Annotated in this window: 15 protein-coding genes and 1 pseudogene; 6 read left to right on the top strand and 10 right to left on the bottom strand. The window is 62.0% G+C overall.

Going from position 1 to position 18092, the window contains the following annotated elements:
• Positions 1-43: 43 nt before the first annotated feature.
• The gene (locus AB7951_RS07225; protein WP_120291297.1) at positions 44-298 is read left to right on the top strand and encodes a DUF6489 family protein; all 255 of its coding nucleotides are present in this window, start codon (positions 44-46) and stop codon (positions 296-298) included.
• 8 nt (positions 299-306) lie between these two features.
• Here the strand turns inward: AB7951_RS07225 and AB7951_RS07230 are convergent, their stop codons facing one another.
• The 4 genes from AB7951_RS07230 to AB7951_RS07245 all read right to left on the bottom strand — a co-directional run bounded on the left by AB7951_RS07230 (position 307) and on the right by AB7951_RS07245 (position 7366).
• Positions 307-1284, bottom strand: a complete 978-nt coding sequence (locus AB7951_RS07230) for an alpha/beta fold hydrolase (protein WP_120291853.1) — start codon at positions 1282-1284, stop codon at positions 307-309.
• 166 nt (positions 1285-1450) lie between these two features.
• Complete coding sequence (locus tag AB7951_RS07235) at positions 1451-4681, bottom strand: cytochrome P450 (protein WP_120291295.1); 3231 nt, start codon at positions 4679-4681, stop codon at positions 1451-1453.
• Positions 4682-4819: 138 nt separating this feature from the next.
• A complete protein-coding gene (locus AB7951_RS07240) occupies positions 4820-5815 on the bottom strand; it encodes an alpha/beta hydrolase (RefSeq protein WP_120291293.1) in 996 nt (331 codons plus the stop codon).
• Between the two features lie 9 nt (positions 5816-5824).
• Positions 5825-7366 (bottom strand): WS/DGAT/MGAT family O-acyltransferase, encoded by a 1542-nt coding sequence (locus AB7951_RS07245; RefSeq protein ID WP_120291291.1) that lies wholly within the window; start codon positions 7364-7366, stop codon positions 5825-5827.
• A 490-nt stretch (positions 7367-7856) separates the two neighbouring features.
• Here AB7951_RS07245 and AB7951_RS07250 point away from each other — a divergent pair, with 490 nt between their 5' ends.
• On the top strand, positions 7857-8345 hold the full coding sequence (locus AB7951_RS07250) for a phasin family protein (protein ID WP_231079957.1): 489 nt from the start codon (positions 7857-7859) through the stop codon (positions 8343-8345).
• Between the two features lie 102 nt (positions 8346-8447).
• Here the strand turns inward: AB7951_RS07250 and AB7951_RS07255 are convergent, their stop codons facing one another.
• The 5 genes and pseudogenes from AB7951_RS07255 to AB7951_RS07275 all read right to left on the bottom strand — a co-directional run bounded on the left by AB7951_RS07255 (position 8448) and on the right by AB7951_RS07275 (position 13137).
• Positions 8448-8873 carry a DUF4399 domain-containing protein gene (locus AB7951_RS07255; protein ID WP_089265122.1) on the bottom strand — a complete coding sequence of 142 codons (426 nt, stop codon included), beginning with the start codon at positions 8871-8873 and terminating at the stop codon, positions 8448-8450.
• Between the two features lie 27 nt (positions 8874-8900).
• The gene (locus tag AB7951_RS07260; protein WP_439068994.1) at positions 8901-9560 is read right to left on the bottom strand and encodes a formylglycine-generating enzyme family protein; all 660 of its coding nucleotides are present in this window, start codon (positions 9558-9560) and stop codon (positions 8901-8903) included.
• 438 nt (positions 9561-9998) lie between these two features.
• A pseudogene (locus tag AB7951_RS07265) lies at positions 9999-10433 on the bottom strand (adenylate/guanylate cyclase domain-containing protein); the annotation flags it as partial.
• 212 nt (positions 10434-10645) lie between these two features.
• Positions 10646-12223: a fatty acid--CoA ligase gene (locus AB7951_RS07270; protein WP_120291287.1), complete on the bottom strand. Its 1578-nt coding sequence runs from the start codon at positions 12221-12223 to the stop codon at positions 10646-10648.
• A gap of 110 nt (positions 12224-12333) precedes the next feature.
• Positions 12334-13137, bottom strand: a complete 804-nt coding sequence (locus AB7951_RS07275; RefSeq protein ID WP_199712094.1) for an AraC family transcriptional regulator — start codon at positions 13135-13137, stop codon at positions 12334-12336.
• 129 nt (positions 13138-13266) lie between these two features.
• Here AB7951_RS07275 and AB7951_RS07280 point away from each other — a divergent pair, with 129 nt between their 5' ends.
• Positions 13267-13671 (top strand): hypothetical protein, encoded by a 405-nt coding sequence (locus AB7951_RS07280; protein ID WP_120291283.1) that lies wholly within the window; start codon positions 13267-13269, stop codon positions 13669-13671.
• Between the two features lie 66 nt (positions 13672-13737).
• Here AB7951_RS07280 and AB7951_RS07285 read toward each other — a convergent pair whose 3' ends face one another.
• Positions 13738-14610: an SDR family oxidoreductase gene (locus tag AB7951_RS07285; protein ID WP_120291281.1), complete on the bottom strand. Its 873-nt coding sequence runs from the start codon at positions 14608-14610 to the stop codon at positions 13738-13740.
• A 112-nt stretch (positions 14611-14722) separates the two neighbouring features.
• Between AB7951_RS07285 and AB7951_RS07290 the strand changes: the two genes are divergently transcribed.
• The 3 genes from AB7951_RS07290 (at position 14723) to AB7951_RS07300 (ending at position 18075) form a co-directional block, all read left to right on the top strand.
• Positions 14723-15532: a crotonase/enoyl-CoA hydratase family protein gene (locus AB7951_RS07290; protein ID WP_089265116.1), complete on the top strand. Its 810-nt coding sequence runs from the start codon at positions 14723-14725 to the stop codon at positions 15530-15532.
• Positions 15533-15713: 181 nt separating this feature from the next.
• Positions 15714-17258 (top strand): acyl-CoA synthetase, encoded by a 1545-nt coding sequence (locus tag AB7951_RS07295; RefSeq protein WP_120291279.1) that lies wholly within the window; start codon positions 15714-15716, stop codon positions 17256-17258.
• Positions 17259-17268: 10 nt separating this feature from the next.
• Positions 17269-18075, top strand: a complete 807-nt coding sequence (locus AB7951_RS07300; RefSeq protein ID WP_439061790.1) for a transporter substrate-binding domain-containing protein — start codon at positions 17269-17271, stop codon at positions 18073-18075.
• Positions 18076-18092 lie beyond the last annotated feature (17 nt).

The raw sequence follows: 18092 nt of genomic DNA on the forward strand, positions 1-18092 counted from the left end.
CGCCATGTTCGCGTGAGCGGCCGGTTTGCCTCAGGAGCTGATAATGAAAGTGATCGTCACCGTGGACTGCACGCCGCTTGAGGCGCGCGAATTCCTGGGGCTGCCTGATGTGCAGCCGATGCAGTCGGCGATGATGGATCAGATGCAGAAAAAGATGATGGACAACATCGACAAGTTTTCGCCGGATTCCATCATGCAGAGCTGGTTCTCGTTCGATCCGAAGATGGGCGAGCGCTTCCAGGAGATGTTCGCCAATATGGCCGGGCTTGGCGCTGCGCGTCCGAAGGACAAGAAGTAGGCGCGCGCTCAGCCCGCGCGGCGCGCGTTGGCCTGCAGCGTCTGCTGCAGCTTCGCCCCGTGCGCATGCCGCGAGATGGCGTCGATCACCAGGGACCACATCGAGATCGGCAGAGCGTGGCCCATCCGGTCGACCATCATCAGCTTTGCGCCGGGAATCGACGCCGCCGTGTCGCGGCCGGCGGCCGGATGCACCAGAGGATCGATCTTGCCGTGGATCACCAGCGTCGGCGCGGTGACCGTGGCGAGACGCTCTTTACGGCTGCCCGAAGCGAGGATGGCGCGGAGTTGCCGGCCGACGCCGGCCGGGCTCAGGCCACGCGCATAGGTCCGTTCGGCGCGGTCGAGATCCCTGGCTTCGTCGTCGGGGAAGCTGCCAACGCGCAGGAACAGCCAGGTCTGCTTGAAGCGTTCGAGGAACGCCTCATAGCCGGTCGGCTGTGGCTTCAGCAGCAACAGTGACACCGCGCGGCTCGGCTGCGGCAGGCGCGGATTGCCGGTGGTCGACATGATCGAGGTCAGCGAGCGCAGGCGCTCCGGATAAGTGATCGCCATTTCCTGCGCGATCATGCCGCCCATCGATGCGCCGACCACATGTGCGGAGCGGATGCGCAGCACGTCGAGCAGGGCCACGACGTCGGTCGCCATGTCGCTCAGCTTGTAGGGGGCGGAGACGGGCGTACCGAGAAAACGCAGCTTGGCCAGTTCGTACAGAGTGAACGGCTTGCCGCCGGCCATCTTGGAGGACAGGCCGATGTCGCGGTTGTCGAAGCGGATCACGCGAAAGCCATTGCTGGCCAATTCGCGGCAGAAGTCGTCGTCCCAGTGAATCATCTGGGCGCCGAGGCCCATGATCATCACCATCGGTTCCGCGTCCGAATAGCCGAAGACATCGTAACAGATATCGATGCCATTCGCGCGCGCCAGCTGTGGCGGCTCGTACGGGACATCAATCGGTTCGGGGGATCGGGCGGAACGTGGGCTCATGTCAAACATATGACACGGAAAGTCCCTGCGAAAAAGTGACAACCGCGTCATGCGCCAAACAAATCGTCGTAGCGATTAATGAGAGATTGCGCGTATGGCAATTGTGACAGTGCGCGCGGTCTTTTGTGACAGCGATTGTGACAATGGAACTGGTATCAGCCTCTCGCTAGCTCCCGGCCCAGACGTCGAGCACGTAGCGATTACGTGTGCCGAGGTCGTCGATCCAGGTCAGCGCCGCAGCATCATCGCCGCCGCTGCGCTCGCGCTGGATCGCCATCAGCGCTGCCTTCACATCCGGCTCCATCTTGCCGCCGTCGCCGCAGACATAAGTAATGGCGCCCTGCTCAATCAGATCCCAGACGCGGTCCTTCTGCTGGGTGATGAGGTGCTGCACATAGGTCTTCGGTGCATCGCCGCGCGAGAAAGCGGTGTGTAGTTCACAGATACCATCGGCGGCGAAACCCTTCAGCTCCTCGGCATAGAGAAAGTCCTGATCGGGATGGCGGCAGCCGAAGAACAGCAGCGCGGGACCGAGCACGGCGCCTTGCGCCTTGAGTGCGGCGCGTTCCTGCAGGAAGCCGCGGAACGGCGCGAGGCCCGTGCCGGGTCCGATCATGATCAATGGTACCGCGGGATCGGCGGGCAGGCGGAAGCCGGCCTTGGTCTCGCGCACGATCGCATGCACGGTATCGCCGGCGCGGCGGCCGCTGAGATAGTTGGAGCAGACGCCTCGATAGATACCGCGGCCGGAATGCGCGGGGCCTTGAACGACGGCTGTGGTGACGCTGCAGCGCGATGTCTCGCCTTGCGGTGACGACGAGATCGAGTAATAGCGTGGCGCCAGCAGCGACAGCATTTCCAGATAGGTGTGGAACGGCAATTCGCAGGCCGGATGTTCTTCGAGGAGGTCGAACACCGATTTGCGTTTGGCTAGGATGTCACTGCGATAGCGCTCGCTTGCCGCGGGATCGTCGCCGACATAACCGAGCAATTTCGGTTTGGTCATCGGGCAGCGCGTGTTCTCCGCCATGATCTGGATCTGCTTGCGGGTGGCGACCTGCTGCAGCTCGACGAACTCTGTCAGCAATCGGCCGACTGAGACGACATCGCCGACCGGCAATTGCGCGCGGCGGCCCGTCGCGACCTGCAGCCGGATCTGGTCGTCGGGGAGGAAGCCGAAGCGGCGCGCCACCGCATCGACCAGCGCGGGATCGTTGCGCGGCACCACGCTGAGGTGATCGCCGACGCGGTAGCTGGTCCCGGCAGGAAGCTCGATCTCAATATGCCGCGTCGAGCGATCGGATGCGCCGTTCTGCAGTTCGCGATTGCCCAGCACTTTCATCGGGACCACGCCGCCGAGCGCCACGACGGTGTTCACCGCGCTCGGCGCGACAGGTTCGATCCGATAGAGCGGTGCATCGTCGGCGCTGCGCTCGAAGCCAGTATCGAGGCCGAATTCCTTCACCGCGAGCGGGCGCAGTTTCGCGAACCAGTCCTCGAACTGACCGTCTAGATCGTCGCGCGCATCGCCTTCGCCGCGCACATAGGCGTTGGTCGCGCCATGTTCGCGCAGCTTGTCGTCGATATAGCGGGGGATCGACTGATAGGTGGCGAGCCAGTCGCTGTTGCCGCAGCCGAACACGGCGTAGCGCACCTTGGCAAAGGCGTCCTTCGGCAGGTCGGTGCCGAGCCAGTTGACGAATTGCGTGGCGTTATCGGGTGCCGCGCCGTTATAGGACGCGCAGAAAATGAGAACGCCGCCCTCGGTTGGCAGTTTGCCGACAAAGTCATCCAGCGGCGCGAGTTTGGTGGCGAAGCCGTTGACTTCGGCGAGATCGGCGACGCGCGTCGCCAGTTCCTCGGCGGTGCCAAGATTGGAGCCATAGAGCACCAGCAGCGGCGTGTTGTGGCTCGGCCGCGCACGGCCGGTGGCGACAGGCGCGAGCGGCGCGGCCGCAGCGGCTGCGCTTGTGCGTGCGGCATAGGCGCCGCGCTCATGATCGTGGCGCGGGCGCACCTTGATCTTGAAACCGTCGGGCTTGATGGTCAGCGTTTCCTTCAGCACCATCTGGTAGCGTTTGTGGTCGGTCATCTTGAAGCGCTGCAAGATCATGCCGAGCGCTAGCGCCGCTTCATGCATGGCGAAGCCGCGGCCGATACAGGCGCGCTGGCCATTGCCGAACGGTTTCCAGGCGTTGATCGGCCGTGCGGCTTCGGCTTCCTTCGAAAAATTCTCGGGATCGAAGGCATCCGGATTGGGTCCCCAGACCGAGGGATCGCGATGCAGCGCCAGCACCAAGATGGTGACGAAGGTGCCCTTGCGGAGCTTGTACTTGCCGCCGCCGATGGTTTCGTCCTGCACCGGCGCGATGCCATAGGCCGGTGCCGGCGGCCACAGCCGCAACGACTCCTTGAGGATCTGCGTGATGTAGTGAAGTTGCGAGACCTGCTGATAGGTCGGCTTGGCGTTTACATCGGGGCCGAAGACGCGGTCGACTTCCTCATAGGCCTTCTTCAGCACCTCCGGATGTTTCAGCATCGCGTAGATCGCGCATGACAGCAGACCCGATGTGGTCTCGTGGCCGGCGATCAGGAAAGTGTTGATCTGGTAGCGGATGTTGACGTCGTCGAGTTGTTCTCCGGTGGCGCGGTCGACGCCGGTCATCATGGCGCCGAGCATGTCCTTCTTGGCCTCGGTCGCCTCGGCATTCTTGCGGCGCTCGGCGATGATCTCGTCGACCATGGAATTCATGAAAGCGACGTCGCCGGCGAGATCGCGGCGGCGCTTCTGCATCCACAGACTTTCCAGCGGCAGGCCGCGGGTCATCATGATGGTCTCGAGCGAGCGCACCAGCGATTCCACGAAGGGGTGGTAGTCGCTCCGGTAGAACGAGTTGAAGCGATAGTCGAAACCGCACAGGCCGATCGTGTCCAGCGTCAGCGCCGTCATGTCATGGACGACGTCGATTTCCTCGTCGGTATTGAGGCGTTCCCATTTCTTCACCAGCTGCTCGGCGATATCCACCATGCTCGGGTGATAGGACTGCATCGCGCGGTTGCCGAACGGCTGCAGCAGGATGTTGTGGGCCTTGGTCCAGTTCGGCTCTTTCGTATCCGCCGTGAACAGCCCGTCGCCCCCGACCGCGCGGACCCGGCGCAGCGCGCCGCGCACCGCCTTGTCGAAGCGCTTCTCGTCGCTGAGCTCGTCCACCAGATCGTGGCCGCCGACGATGACGATGGGTGAGCCCATCATGTCCAGCCAGAAGATCGGCCCGAGCTCCTTGGCCAGCCGCGCCAGATCCTGCACCGGCGCATTGGCGTCCAGCGACAGCATATTGCCCACCACCGGTTTCTTCGGTGGATGCGGGATCGGGGCGAGTTTGTTGGTGGATGGCATGTGGTCGTCTTCTCCCCGCTGTCGCTTCGTCTCTTTCGTCATTGCGAGGAGCCTCTTGGCGACGAAGCAATCCAGTCTTTCTTTGTTGCTTTCTGGATTGCTTCGCTGCGCTCGCAATGACATTGAAAGGTTTCATTCTTACCCAAACCGTCTTCGCCGCCAGTCGATCAGCACCTGGCTGACCTCGTCGGGCTTTTCCTGCTGGGTCCAGTGACCGCTGTCTTTCACCAGATATTTCTCCAGATCGGGGATGATGTTCTCCATGCCGTCGGCGGAGGAGGGCGGCAGCACCGCGTCGTTCTCTGCCATGATCATCAGCGAGGGCACGCGCACGGTGTGATCGAGCCCTTCGGCGCGCGCCCAGTTGGCGCTCATGTTGCGATACCAGTTGATGCCGCCGGTGAAACCGGATTCCTTGAAGGCGTCGACGAAGATCTTCTTTTCCTCGTCGGAGAGAATCTTCTGGCGCGGGTCCTTTGCGGGGTCATAGCCCGCCACCATCTGGGGAAACGCCAGATTGGTCTTCGACGACGCGCCGATGCCGCCGACGGGCGCTTCGCCGATATTCGCGTGCTTGCGTGGCATCGGCTTGCGCATGAAGAAATCGAAGGCCTTATCGACATTCTCGCCGAAGATGCGATCCGGCTCGCGTGTGGGATCCTGGAACTGGACGATATACATCGTCTCGCCGAAGCGCTTCTTGTAGATCAGCAGGGGATCGGCCGGTGCGCGGTCGGTATGCGGCGTATTCACGCCGACCACGCCAGCGACACGGTCGCGATGCCGCAGCGGCATCTGCCAGACGATGAAGCCGCCCCAGTCGTGGCCGACGAAGATCGCCTTGTCGATCTTGAGATGATCGAGCAATGCGACGAGATCGCCGGTGAGATGTTCAATACTGTAGTCCTCGACCGCGTCAGGCCGCGACGTCGCGCCATAGCCGCGCTGGTCCGGCGCGATGACACGGATGCCGGCGGCAGCCAGTGCCTTGATCTGATGCCGCCAGGAGAACGCCATTTCCGGCCAGCCATGGCACAGCACCACAGGCGGCGTGTCGCTCATGGGGCCGGCGTCGTAATATCCCATGCGAATGCCGTTCAGCTTGGCGAACTGCAAGGGAGGCATTTCAATCATGATAAGTCCTTAGCTGGCGGTCTTGAGAGCATCGGGCGACGCGAAGGCCGCCTGCAGCAGCGCGAATTCATCCGGCATCATGTCGGCGAGCACCTGCACATGCGGGATGATGTTGGCGCCAGCAATGAAGCCGAAATCGAGCTGGTCGCGATAACTCTGCACGGTGATGTTCAGCGCCAGCCCATGGGTGGCGATGGAGACCGGGAAGATGTGCAGCAGCTCGGCGCCGGCCGCATAGAGTGTTTGCCGCGGACCGGGCACGTTGGACACCGTGATGTTGGCCGCCGGCGGCAACACGTCGGAGAGGTTGGTGCGGCTGTAGAGCAGCGCCAGGATCTGCACCATGATCGGTGCGCCCAGCATGGAGATGTTGGAGACCTGCGGCATCAATGCGCGCAGCGGATGCGACATCTCCTTGGACTTGGTCGATTGCGCGATGATCGCTTCCAGCCGCTCCTTGGGATCCTCGATATTGCTGGCGATCGAGCAGATCATGCCGAATACCTGATTGTTGGAATCGGTGTTGCCTTCCTCGCGTAGCGAGATCGGCACTGCGGCAGTCAGGGACTTGGCGGGCAGGGCACCTTTTTCCTTGAGATAGCGTCGGACAACGCCTGATGAGAGCGCCAGCACAACGTCGTTCAGTTTGCCGCCGGCTTGTTTGGCAACGGCCTTCGCGGCTGACAGCGGCACCGACACGCCGGCAAAGCTGCGCTCCGAGGAGATGGTTTTGTTGAGCAGCGTCGGCGGCGACAGCATGCTGTTGAGACTGTCGCGCGATTTCGGATCGGCAATCTTCGCCATCACGTCGGACGCGCTCTTCACCATGGTCGGGATCGAGCCGGCGAATTTCACCGCGCTCTCGATTTGGAACATGGCGTTGTCGAATAGGATTGAGCCGATATCGCTTTTGCCGGAGCGCGGTAGTTCGATGCCTTTTCCGGAATTCTCCAGCGGCTGACGCCAGAGCTGCTGGTAGGAGTCGATGAAGCTCGCTGCGATATCGCGCGGCTCCTGACGCTGCTTGGCGCGCACTTCCGGCTTTTCGATCTCGCGCGGGATCGGCGTCACGTCATAGATCATGCTGGTGAGGGCCGCGCCGGCGCCGCCATCGATGCAGGCATGGTGCATCTTCGAATACAGGCCGATCTCGTTGTCCTTCATGCCCTCGAAAACATAGAACTCCCACAGCGGCCGGGCGCGGTTCAGCAGCTTGGCATGCATCCAGCCGACGATGCGCTCCAGCGTGGGACGGTCATGGGGCGCGGGCAGGCTGCCGCGGAAGATGTGACGGTCGATGTCGAACTGGTCGTCCTCGACCCAGGAGGGATGGTCGATATCTAGCGGGGCCTTTTCCAGTCGGGCCTTGAGGATCGGCGCCACATGCAGGCGCGAGGCGATCATCGCCTTGAAGTCCTCGAAGAAGTCGCCCTTGTAATCCTCGGGCAGGCGAAAGATCGCCATGCTGCCGACATGCATCGGCATCTCCGGCGTTTCCAGATACAGAAACGACGCGTCCATTGAGGACAGCTTCCTGCTGGCTTCGGCCATGATACGTCCCTCCCTCGCATGGTCACCGACGCCTTTGCGGCGCTCTACCGATGAGTGTGCCTGCGCGCGGGGCGAATATGCAATGGCAAAGGCGAGGCGGGAGACCGGCCCGGCCCACGACTTAAGGCTGGGGTCGTCGAGGCGTTGGGAAGTCGGTTTGCCGACTTAAAGGGCAGGTGCCATTTGCCTTGCCCAGTTGGATATCCGAAGAATCCGCGGCTCGAAATGCTAAATTATAAAGCTAAATCAACACGTCGGTTACTCTCCTGTTTCAGATCTCTGACGGTAGCCCGTTAATGCATCAGGTGCCGCCTGATTACCGGGCAGATCACGGGTTTGTGATGTTGCGATGCACCATAGATGTTGCAGTGCATTATTTACTATGTCATAGAAGTTGCACCCCGGGCCCACAACGGCGGGACGGGGTGAGCCGAGCCGAGTGCAAGCATGAGCTTTGCAGAGGCGGCCCAACCCGAGGATGGAGACGAACATGACGATCGAAACCGAAACCAATTCCGTGCTGAACAACGTCAAGCAGGCTTTCGCGCCCGTCACCGAGGCGTTCACCAAGCTGCAGAATCTGGAAGTGCCCGAAGCGACCCGTGACTTCGTCAAGCGCGCTGCCGGCACTGCCAAGGACAAGGCCGCCGACTTCCAGGCCAATTCCGAGAAGGTGACCTCCGCCATCGAAACCGCTGTGTCGAACTCGGTCTCTGAGGCGACCAAGATCAGCCGCAACGTTCAGGACGCGTTCTATGCCGACGTCCAGTCGTTCTTCGCTGGCATCGACAAGCTCGCTTCGGCGAAATCGCTGACCGAAGCCTTCCAGGTGCAGACCGATCTCGTGCGTGCCCATGGCGAAGTTTTGAGCTCGCGCGCCAAGGCGTCGACCGAATATCTCGGCAAGCTCGTGTCGGAAGGCGCCAAGAGCGCGCAGGACAACTTCTCGAAGGCGACGTCGTTCGCCAAGACCGCCTGATCCACACGCGATCAAGCCACATGAATTCGAAAGGCCCGCGCAAGCGGGCCTTTTTTGTTGTTCTGGCAGAGCAGGCCGCACGTCCCGGCGTCGGAAGCACGCTCACTTGATTGTCACGGTGATCTTGTTCGAGACGATGGGCGGGTTGAAGGGGTAATGAGCGCCGTCTCCCAGCACGAGCTGGAGCGTATGTTTGCCGGGGGGCAATTCGATGCGTGCTTCGGTCTGGCCGGCTCCGAAATGGAGATGCGACTTGTCCTGCGGGATCGGCTCCTTCGGATCGAGCGGGTCATTCACATCGATCAGCAAATGATGATGGCCGCTGTTCTGGAAATTATCGCCTGCATGAGTGACGCCCATGTTGCGCAAACCGAAACGACACCAGAACCCGCCCTTGATCACCGCTTTGTCCTGTGGCCACACGAAATAGAGGACCGCATCCTTCGGTGCGGACTTTCCTTGCGCATGGACTGCAAGGGGCGCCGTTGACAGCATGGCGGACAACACGATGAGCCCGGTGATCCTCATGACGCAGCCTTTCCTTCGGGGGCGGTCTCAGGACGAAATGGCAATCCGGAAGCCGTGGGTCGGATATCGCACATTGGTGTCGTAGCCGTCGCGGCTTGCGGGTCGGACGTAACGCGCATCGTTTTTCCAGGAGCCCGATCGAATGACGTGTGAGACGCAGTCGTTCTCGACCCATGGCGCGCCGTTCTGCGGGGCACCCTGATAGTTCTTGTGCCAGCAATCCTCTGTCCATTGATTGACGCCGCCACCCATATCGTAGAGTCCGAATGGATTTGGCTTCAGACTGCCGAGCTTGAGCGGCTGTTCGGCGGCGGCGTCCGTGCAGTTCTTGCAATTGGCCATGCCGGGCTGGAGCTGATCGCCCCACCAGTATTTCGTTTGCGTGCCGCCACGCGCGGCATATTCCCATTCAGCTTCGCTCGGGAGCCGGAAGGCTTTTTGCGTTTCCTTCGCGAGCCATGCGACAAACTGCTTGGCATCGGTCCAGCTCACATCCGTGACCGGAATGTCGTCCCGCCCTGTCACCAGAAACGCGCATGCATTCGCAGCAGCGCACGCGTTCCATTCCCGAACCGAGACCGGATACTTGCTGATAGCGAAGGGCTTGATCGTGACCTGGTGTATCGGCTTTTCCGATATGTCGTCATTGCTGCCCATCGCGAAGGTCCCGCCGGGGAGCGGGACCATGACGGGCTCTATGACCGGCTTTGGTGGTGCTGGCGGCGGGGGCGGGGCAGGCGTCACCGCCGGGGCAGGTTCAGGCCGGGCTTGCTTGGCGGCGGGCGCGGGCGCTGATCGGGTGCTTGCATTCCCTGTCTCTTGCGGAGGCGCCGCGGGAGCTGACGCCTGATTGCCGATTTCACCGCGCGGATAAGTCTTCATGTACCAGACGCCGGCGCCTGCGAGAGCCAGCAGGATGGCACAAAACGAAATGATCAGAACATGTTCACGCCGCTTCCGTGCCTTGTTGAATGCCGCGGGATCAGGAAGCACCCGGTAAACGCGCACGGGGTCGGTAATGTTCTTGATCTTGCGGTCTCCAAGCGACTCATAACCGCAGACGAGCTTGTGCTTGATCTGCTCGTAGATGCCACCCGAGATGTACACTTGGCCGGGGTCGGCAATCCCCTCGAGGCGCGCGGCGATATTGACGCCATCGCCGAAGACATCATTCGGCTCGATGATCACGTCTCCCAGATTGACGCCAATGCGATATTCGATCCAGGAACTCTTTGGCAGCGCAGCGTTGCGCCCGATCATGCTTTGCTGGATGACGATGCCGCACCGAACGGCTTCGACCGGACTATCGAATATCGCAATGAACCCATCGCCAGTCCTTTTGACGAGTTTGCCGTCGTGCTCGGTAATGCTCGGCTCGATGAGGTCACGCTCGATGCGTTTGACGCGCGCATGCGTTTCTTCCTCGTCGAGTTCCATGAGGCGGCTATATCCGCAGATGTCCCCCACAACGATCGCCGCAAGGCGACGCGGCGTTCCGACGCGCGGGGTGGCGGGGTCCTTGCCCCTGCCTGAACTGATGTCACGAATCTCGCCGCGCATGACTTCGCGCCTCTACAACGGACACACGAGGTTCACTAGCCGTTCGGCTGACCGTCATAACGCTACGCTCAACGTCTCCATCAGACAATTAGCTGAAAGCGCTATCGGATGATCCCGGAGGAGCCGCGCGGTAGCGAGATGACGAAGTTCCTCGTCTTCGCTGTATCGATATACCCAGCGCCGACAGAATAAGGCGGCAGCTACACAGGTTCTCAGTTCACCTGCCGCTCTTTCCCCACCCAATAGGGATCGCGCAACTGCCGTCGCAGGATCTTGCCCGACGCATTGCGTGGCAATGCTGCAATGAAGTCGATCGTCTTCGGCGCCTTGAATCCTGCGATGCGCTCGCGCGTGAACTTCATCAGATCGGTTGGGCTGAGCTCCTTGCCGGGCTTCAGCACCACCACGGCCTTCACCGCTTCGCCCCATGTATCGTCGGGAATACCGATGACGGCGACCTCCGCCACATCCGGATGATCGCAGATCGCGCTCTCCACTTCGGCGGGATAGATGTTCTCGCCGCCGGAGATGATCATGTCCTTGATGCGGTCGTGGATGTAGAGGAATCCGTCTTTGTCGAGATAACCGGCATCGCCGGTGCGCAGCCAGTTGTCGCGACCCAGTGTGCGCGCGGTCGCATCCGGCAGATTCCAGTAGCCCACCATGTTGGATGCCGAGCGCGTTGCGATCTCGCCGACTTCGCCCACATCAAGCGGCTTGCCGTCGACATCGAGAATGGCGATCTCGATTCCCGGTAGCGCCTTGCCGGCGGAGCGCATGCAATCGCGGCCCTCGACGTGATCTTCGGGCGCCAGCACCACGATGGTACCGGTGGTCTCGGTCATGCCATACATCTGCACGAAGCCGCAGCCAAACACGCTGATGCATTCCTTGAGCAGGGCGGCGGGAATCGGCGATGCGCCATACATGATGTAGCGCAGCTTGCTGAAATCCATCTCCCGCGCACGCGGCTGCCGCACGATGAACTGCATCGCTGCCGGCACCAGGAACAGTTTGCTGATGCCGTAGTCCCGGAAGAAATCGAGCACCTTGTTGGGATCGAACTCCCGCGCGATCACGCTCTTGGCGCCGTGATAGAGGCCGAACACCGCCCAGCCGACGCCGCCGATATGAAATACCGGCATCGCCACCAGCGAGACGTCGTCGGCGGTCCAGACATTCCAGTCAGGGTTCTCGTCGGTGCCGCCGATGCGCAGCAGTGACAGGAAATTCTGATGCGACAGCATCGCGCCTTTCGGCTTGCCTGTCGTGCCCGACGTGTAGAGCTGGATCGCGACATCGTCCTTGGTCATGGTGAGGTTCGGGTCGCGCTCGCTCTGCGCGTCGCGCCAGGCCGTAAAATCCTGCCACTCGGTTGCGCCGCCTTCCATGGTCATGACGATACGCACGCCCGGCATTTGTGGCTTGAGGCTGCGGACGAGATCGACGAATTCCGGTCCGACGAACAGCACCTGTGCCTTCGCGTCATCGATGATGAAGGCGATCTCCGGTCCGGCGAGCCGCCAGTTCACCGGCGCCGTCACCACCTTGGCCTTCACGGCGCCGGCAAGAAGCTCGATGAAGAGGTCGCTGTTCTTGCCGAGATAGGCGATGCGCTCGTTCGGCTTTACGCCGAGCGCGATCAGCCCGTTGGCGACGCGGTTGGCATTGCGGTCGAGTGATCTGTAGCTGGTCTCGCGGCCCTCGAACACCAGCGCAATTGAATCGCCGCGCGTTTGTGCTTGCACGCGAATGACATCGGCCAGCGTGGCCGCTTCCGCAACGGACATGTGTCTCCCTCCCTCCGATTATTTTTAGTTGCGGAGAGTGTGAGGGTGTCCGGGAGGGCTGACAAGATGAGAAAGGTGCTGCGGTGCGGTGAGACATGCGCGGACTTCACTCACCCGGCGTCGCGCGTCCTGCGCTGTTTTGCAAAATAGCGCGCGGGCGGCTCGCCAAACGCCCGTCGAAACATCGCGATGAAGTTGCTGGACGTGGCATAGCCGAGCGCTTCGGCGACATCCGCGACGGGTTCATTGGTGGCCAGCCGTTCCAACGCCAGCATGAGACGCGCCTGCTGCCGCCACTGCGTGAAGCCCATGCCGGTCTCCGTCATGAAGATGCGACGTGCCGTTCGTTCCGACAGGCCAGCCCATTCGCCAAGCTCATGCAGCGTGCGCGCGTCATGCGGCCGCCGGATCAGCGCATTGGCGATACGCAAGGCGCGGATATCCGTCGGCATCGGCAGATGCAGCGGCTCCTGCGGCGCACCGCGGATTTCGTCGAGCAGCACGGCCACGACGCGCGTCTGCGCCGGCGTGAGCCGATCCGCATTCGTCCAACCCGCAGCGCGTCTGACGAGCGCGCGCAGCAGATCGCTGACACCCATGACGCAGGGCTGCGACGGCAATGTCCGGCTCGCGGCCGGCGTCAGGAGTACGCCCCATCCGCTCAGTACACCGCTCAGGGTCACCTTGTGATGGAGCCCGGGCGGCAGCCAGCCGATGCGCTGCGGCGGCAGTAGCCACGAGCCCTGTTTCGTGTGCAGGCGGATCAATCCGCTTTCGATACAGAACAACTGGCCGCGGCGGTGATGATGCCAGTCGAGTTCGCGGGTGCCGAGCCGAAATGCATCGCCGGGCTCATCGCTGCCCCAGATAGCGATTGCGGATGGTCCGTCGAGGCGCTCGGTGAGCGAGGTCATGACACCATGCCTTTTCAGAACCGCTCCAGCCTGGCCGGTTCTCATTATTTTGCGTCCGAATGTCGTTAACGGGTTTAAGCGACCTGGTCTATCTCCGCATGCAGATCAACGAACAGTCAGGAGACGACGATGAGCCTCGATAGCGGTGCCTTTCTCATTCACGATGTTGCGGCCTTCCCGATCGTGTGGGTCCGGCATGATGAGCTTCAGCCAGGAAGTGCGGCGCAGTGGGAGGTCGAGATGGACGATCTCATCGGCCGCAAGCAGCCTTTCGTCATGATCATGGCCAGTCATCATCATGATGAGGCGCATGAAGATCGCAAAGCGAGGGGGCTTTGGCTCAAGCGCAACAAAGCGACGCTCGCGCTGCTTTGCCGTGCCATCATTGCCGTCGAGCCGAATGCCGTCACACGCGTTCTCGTGGAAGCCCAGTCGGCACTTGCGACGAAGGCGTTCGGCATCAACTCCGCGGTCGTTGCGTCCGAAGACGAGGCCATGAGGGTTGCGCGCGAGCGGTTGCAGGTTGCGCGTTGATCAAAAAACAAAGCGAGGCCTCCCGCATGGGAGAGCCTCGCTGCCGGTCGAATTATTTTGCGGCTCTTACCCCCGCTGCGCCTTGTCCTTTTCGTTCTGCGCTTTGATGCTGTCGCGTGCCTGGATCCATTCGGCATCGGACCAGTCGCGCAGCTGATAGAAGTTGCCGCCCATGGCGAGCGCCTGCGCGCCGTCCATGGCGATGGTCTCGCCTGATATCCAGTCGCAGCCGCCGGAGATCAGGAACACCGCGAGATTCTGCAGCTCTTCCATCTTGCCGACGCGGCCCATGGGATTCCATGCGCGGGTGCGGGCACCGGCCTCGTCGCCGGGCTTGATGCGCTTGCTCATGCCTTCGGTGGGGATTTCGCCGGGCGCGATGGTGTTGAGGCGGATGCCGTAGCGGCCCCATTCGGTGGCCAGCGACATGGTCATGGCATGGATCGCCGATTTGCTCATGGCGGAGGGCACCACATAGGGGCTGCCGTTGCGTACCCAGGTCACGGTGATCGAGACCACATTGCCCGGCACCTTGTCGGCGATCCAGCGGCGGCCGACCGCATGGGTCATGTAGAACGTGCCGTGCATCACCGTGTTGGCGACCGCGTCGAAGCCGCGCGCCGACAGGTCCTGCGTCCGCGAGATGAAATTTCCGGCGGCGTTGTTGATCAGGTCGGTGAGGGGACCATCGGCCCAGATGCCTTCGATCATCGCATCGACCGCCGCGGCGTCGCGGATGTCGACGCCGTGGCTGGAGACCTTGCCGCCAAATTCCGCCATCAGCTCGGTTGCGGTCTCGTCGCATACAGCCTTGCGGCGACCGCAGATATGCACTTCGGCGCCGAGTTCGAGGAATTTCGCCGCCATCGATTTGCCGAGACCGGTGCCACCGCCGGTGACGAGGATTTTTCGGCCTGCGAGGAGCTGCTGATTGAACATGGGAGGGTCCTGCTTTAAGAGGATGCGGACGGGTTAATTAGTTGATTGACTAAACCCGATACCGCTTGCGTGTAAAGCGGGAAGAAAAACAAGTCTAGGAAGGAAACCACCCATGGAAGACCGCATCTCTGTGTCCATGACGGATGGCGTTGCCGATGTTCGGCTGGTCCGCGCGGACAAGATGAATGCGCTGGATGCGGCGATGTTTGCGGCATTGGTCGATACCGCCGAGCGCCTGAGCCACGAGAAGGGCCTGCGCGCGGTGGTGCTGTCCGGCGAGGGCCGGGCGTTCTGCGCCGGCCTCGACATGGGACGATTCGCCGCGATGAATGAGGGCGGCGGCGACGGTATTGGCGGCGCGCAGAAGCGCGACCTGTCACTGCGCACACACGGTCTTTGCAATCATTCCCAGCAGGCCGTGTGGGGCTGGCGTCAATTGCCGGTGCCGGTGATCGCGGCGGTTCATGGCGTCGCCTTTGGCGGCGGATTCCAGGTCGCACTCGGCGCCGATATGCGGTTTCTCGCGCCGGACACGCGAATGTCAGTCATGGAAATCAAATGGGGTCTCGTGCCCGACATGGCGGGCACGCCGATCCTCGCCAGCCTCGTGCGCGACGACATCCTGCGCGACCTCACTTACACCGGCCGCATCTTCTCGGCACAGGAAGCCCTGAGTTACGGCCTCGCCACGCGCATCTGCGACGATCCGCGTGCCGCGGCACTCGAGACGGCGCGCGAGATCGCCGGCAAGAGCCCCGATGCGATCCGCGCCGCCAAGCGCATGCTCAACAATCTTGCGGTCGATCCCGGTCCGGCGCTGCTCGCCGAATCCGTCGAGCAGATGAAACTGATGGGTGGACCGAACCAGACCGAAGCCGTGCGCGCGAATATCGAGAAGCGTGCGCCGAAATTTGTGGATTAGCCCGCGACGTTCTCAGCCGTCATTGCGAGCCCTGAGAAAGTTGGACTTCCAACTTTCTTTGGGCGAAGCAATCCAGAAAGTCACAAACGAAGACTGGATTGCTTCGTCGCAAGGGCTCCTCGCAATGAAGGCGTGGAAGTCTCGCTAAAACAAAAAACAACAAAAATCCGGAAACGTATCCATGTCGACAAATTCCCTGTTTCAAGGCGTCATCTCAGGTGATCGCCGCCGCGGCTTTGCCGAACTGACCGAACGCGCGAGCCGCATCGCCGGCGGGTTGTCGCGGCTTGGCGTCAAGCAGGGCGACAGCGTCAGCATCCTGATGCGCAACGACATTGCGTTTCTTGAAGCGGCCTATGCGGTGGCGCAGCTCGGCGCGTACGGCGTACCGGTGAACTGGCACTTCAAGCCGGAAGAGATCACTTATGTGATCAAGGACTCCGGCAGCAACGTCCTGATCGCTCATGCCGATATGCTGCATCAGCTGCGCGAGGCGATCCCGCAGGGCATCGTGTCGCTGAGCGTGCCGACGCCGCCGGAGATCGTCGCGAACTACAAGGTCGATCCCGCACGGCTCGGCACCCCGGACGGCGCCATCGATCTGGAGAGCTGGCTGACCGACCAGGCGCCCTATGACGGCCCCGCGCTGCCGCAGCCGCACAACATGATCTACACATCGGGCACCACCGGCCATCCAAAGGGTGTGCGCCGTTTCGCGCCGACGCCGGAGCAGGCGGCGGCCGCCGACCAGATGCGTGCACGCGTCTATGGCCTCAAGCCCGGTGCACGCGCTTTGCTGCCCGGACCGCTCTATCACTCGGCGCCCAATGCCTTCGCGCTGCGCGCCGGGCGCCTCGGTGGCGTGCTGGTGATGATGCCGCGCTTCGATCCCGAAGAATTCCTGCGCGTGGTGCAGGACGAGAAGATCGACACCATCTTCATGGTGCCGACCATGTTCATCCGCCTGATGAAGCTGCCGGAGGACGTCCGCAAGAAATACGACATGTCGTCGCTGCGCCACATCATCCATGCCGCCGCGCCGTGCCCCGCCGATGTGAAGACTGCGATGATCGACTGGTGGGGACCGGTGATCTACGAATTCTACGGCTCCACCGAATCCGGCGCGGTGACCTTTGCGAATTCCGAAGACGCGTTGAAGAAGCCGGGTACTGTCGGCAAGATCGCGTCCGGCGCCGAACTGCGTTTTCTCGGCGATGACGGCGAGATTCTGCCTCAGGGCGAGATTGGCGAGATTTATTCGCGCATATCAGGCAATCCGGATTTCACCTATCACAACAAGCCCGAAAAGCGCGCCGAGATCGACCGCGACGGTTTCATCACCTCGGGCGATGTCGGCTATCTCGATGCCGACGGCTATGTCTTCATCTGCGATCGCAAGCGCGACATGGTGATCTCCGGCGGCGTCAATATCTATCCCGCCGAAATCGAAGCCGCGCTGCATGCGCTGCCCGGGGTGCATGACTGCGCGGTGTTCGGGATTCCTGACGAGGAGTTCGGCGAGTCCCTGATGGCGGTCATCGAACCGCAGCCCGGCGTGGTGCTCGACCTGGCGACGGTGCGCGCGGACCTGAAGAAGGCGCTGGCCGACTATAAAGTGCCGAAGCAGATGGAGATCCAGAGCAATCTGCCGCGCGAAGACTCCGGCAAGATCTTCAAGCGCCGGCTGCGCGATCCTTATTGGGCCAAGGCTGGGCGGACGATCTAGGAGGGTGATGATGCGCGTGGCAACGGTTGGAAACAAACTTGCCGCGCAGATCGCGGCAATCATGCTCCTGGTGGCAGCGTTTGCCGGTCCTGCAGTTGCCGTCGACCTCGAGCCGAAGCAGATCCTCGCACCATCAGGCAAGCTGCGTGTCGGGCTCTATCCGGGAACACCGACGTCTATTCTCGTATCGCAAACCGAAGGCCCGCGTGGTGTCGGTTACGATCTCGGCAAGGAGCTCGCGCGCCAATTGGGCGTGCCCTATGAGCCGGTGGTGTTCTCCAGGAATGCCGAGGTTCTCGAAGCGGTGAAGACAGGCGCCGTCGATGCCGCTTTCACCAATGCGTCGGCTGCGCGTGCGAACGACATGGATTTCGGCCCGTCTTATCTGGAAAGCGATCTTGGCTATCTCGTCGCGAAAGAGTCCAGGGTTGCGGGGCCCGATGATGTCGACGTCAAAGGCGTCCATGTCGGCGTCACCGCCGGAAGTTCATCCGACGCGGTTCTGTCACGCGATTTGAAGAATGCCGAAGTCGTCCGCGTGCCCGCCATCAGGCTTGCGCCCGGCCTGCTGATGGCTGGCAGCATCGATGTGTTCGCCACCAACAAGGCGACGCTGTTCGAACTCGCAGAGCAAGCGCCGGGGGCGAAGGTGCTGGACGGTCGCTGGGGCGTCGAGCGGCATGCCATCGCGATCCCCAAGGGGCGCGACGAGGGGATGGCATTTGTCCGCAAATTCACCGAGGATGTGAAGGCGCAGGGATTGGTCGATGCGGCCATCGCACGATCCGGACTGCGCGCTGCGACCACAGCCAAGTAGCCATATCAAGTAGCAAC

The organism is Tardiphaga sp. 285_C5_N1_2, assembly GCF_052076065.1.
GTDB lineage: Bacteria > Pseudomonadota > Alphaproteobacteria > Rhizobiales > Xanthobacteraceae > Tardiphaga > Tardiphaga robiniae.

Coding starts and splice junctions, on each gene's coding strand:
- AB7951_RS07275 (WP_199712094.1), bottom strand. CDS start 13,137: ATGACCTCGCTCACCGAGCGCCTCGACGGACCATCCGCAATCGCTATC.
- AB7951_RS07270 (WP_120291287.1), bottom strand. CDS start 12,223: ATGTCCGTTGCGGAAGCGGCCACGCTGGCCGATGTCATTCGCGTGCAA.
- AB7951_RS07280 (WP_120291283.1), top strand. CDS start 13,267: ATGAGCCTCGATAGCGGTGCCTTTCTCATTCACGATGTTGCGGCCTTC.
- AB7951_RS07285 (WP_120291281.1), bottom strand. CDS start 14,610: ATGTTCAATCAGCAGCTCCTCGCAGGCCGAAAAATCCTCGTCACCGGC.
- AB7951_RS07225 (WP_120291297.1), top strand. CDS start 44: ATGAAAGTGATCGTCACCGTGGACTGCACGCCGCTTGAGGCGCGCGAA.
- AB7951_RS07300 (WP_439061790.1), top strand. CDS start 17,269: ATGCGCGTGGCAACGGTTGGAAACAAACTTGCCGCGCAGATCGCGGCA.
- AB7951_RS07295 (WP_120291279.1), top strand. CDS start 15,714: ATGTCGACAAATTCCCTGTTTCAAGGCGTCATCTCAGGTGATCGCCGC.
- AB7951_RS07255 (WP_089265122.1), bottom strand. CDS start 8,873: ATGAGGATCACCGGGCTCATCGTGTTGTCCGCCATGCTGTCAACGGCG.
- AB7951_RS07290 (WP_089265116.1), top strand. CDS start 14,723: ATGGAAGACCGCATCTCTGTGTCCATGACGGATGGCGTTGCCGATGTT.
- AB7951_RS07260 (WP_439068994.1), bottom strand. CDS start 9,560: ATGGTCCCGCTCCCCGGCGGGACCTTCGCGATGGGCAGCAATGACGAC.
- AB7951_RS07250 (WP_231079957.1), top strand. CDS start 7,857: ATGACGATCGAAACCGAAACCAATTCCGTGCTGAACAACGTCAAGCAG.
- AB7951_RS07240 (WP_120291293.1), bottom strand. CDS start 5,815: ATGATTGAAATGCCTCCCTTGCAGTTCGCCAAGCTGAACGGCATTCGC.
- AB7951_RS07230 (WP_120291853.1), bottom strand. CDS start 1,284: ATGAGCCCACGTTCCGCCCGATCCCCCGAACCGATTGATGTCCCGTAC.
- AB7951_RS07235 (WP_120291295.1), bottom strand. CDS start 4,681: ATGCCATCCACCAACAAACTCGCCCCGATCCCGCATCCACCGAAGAAA.
- AB7951_RS07245 (WP_120291291.1), bottom strand. CDS start 7,366: ATGGCCGAAGCCAGCAGGAAGCTGTCCTCAATGGACGCGTCGTTTCTG.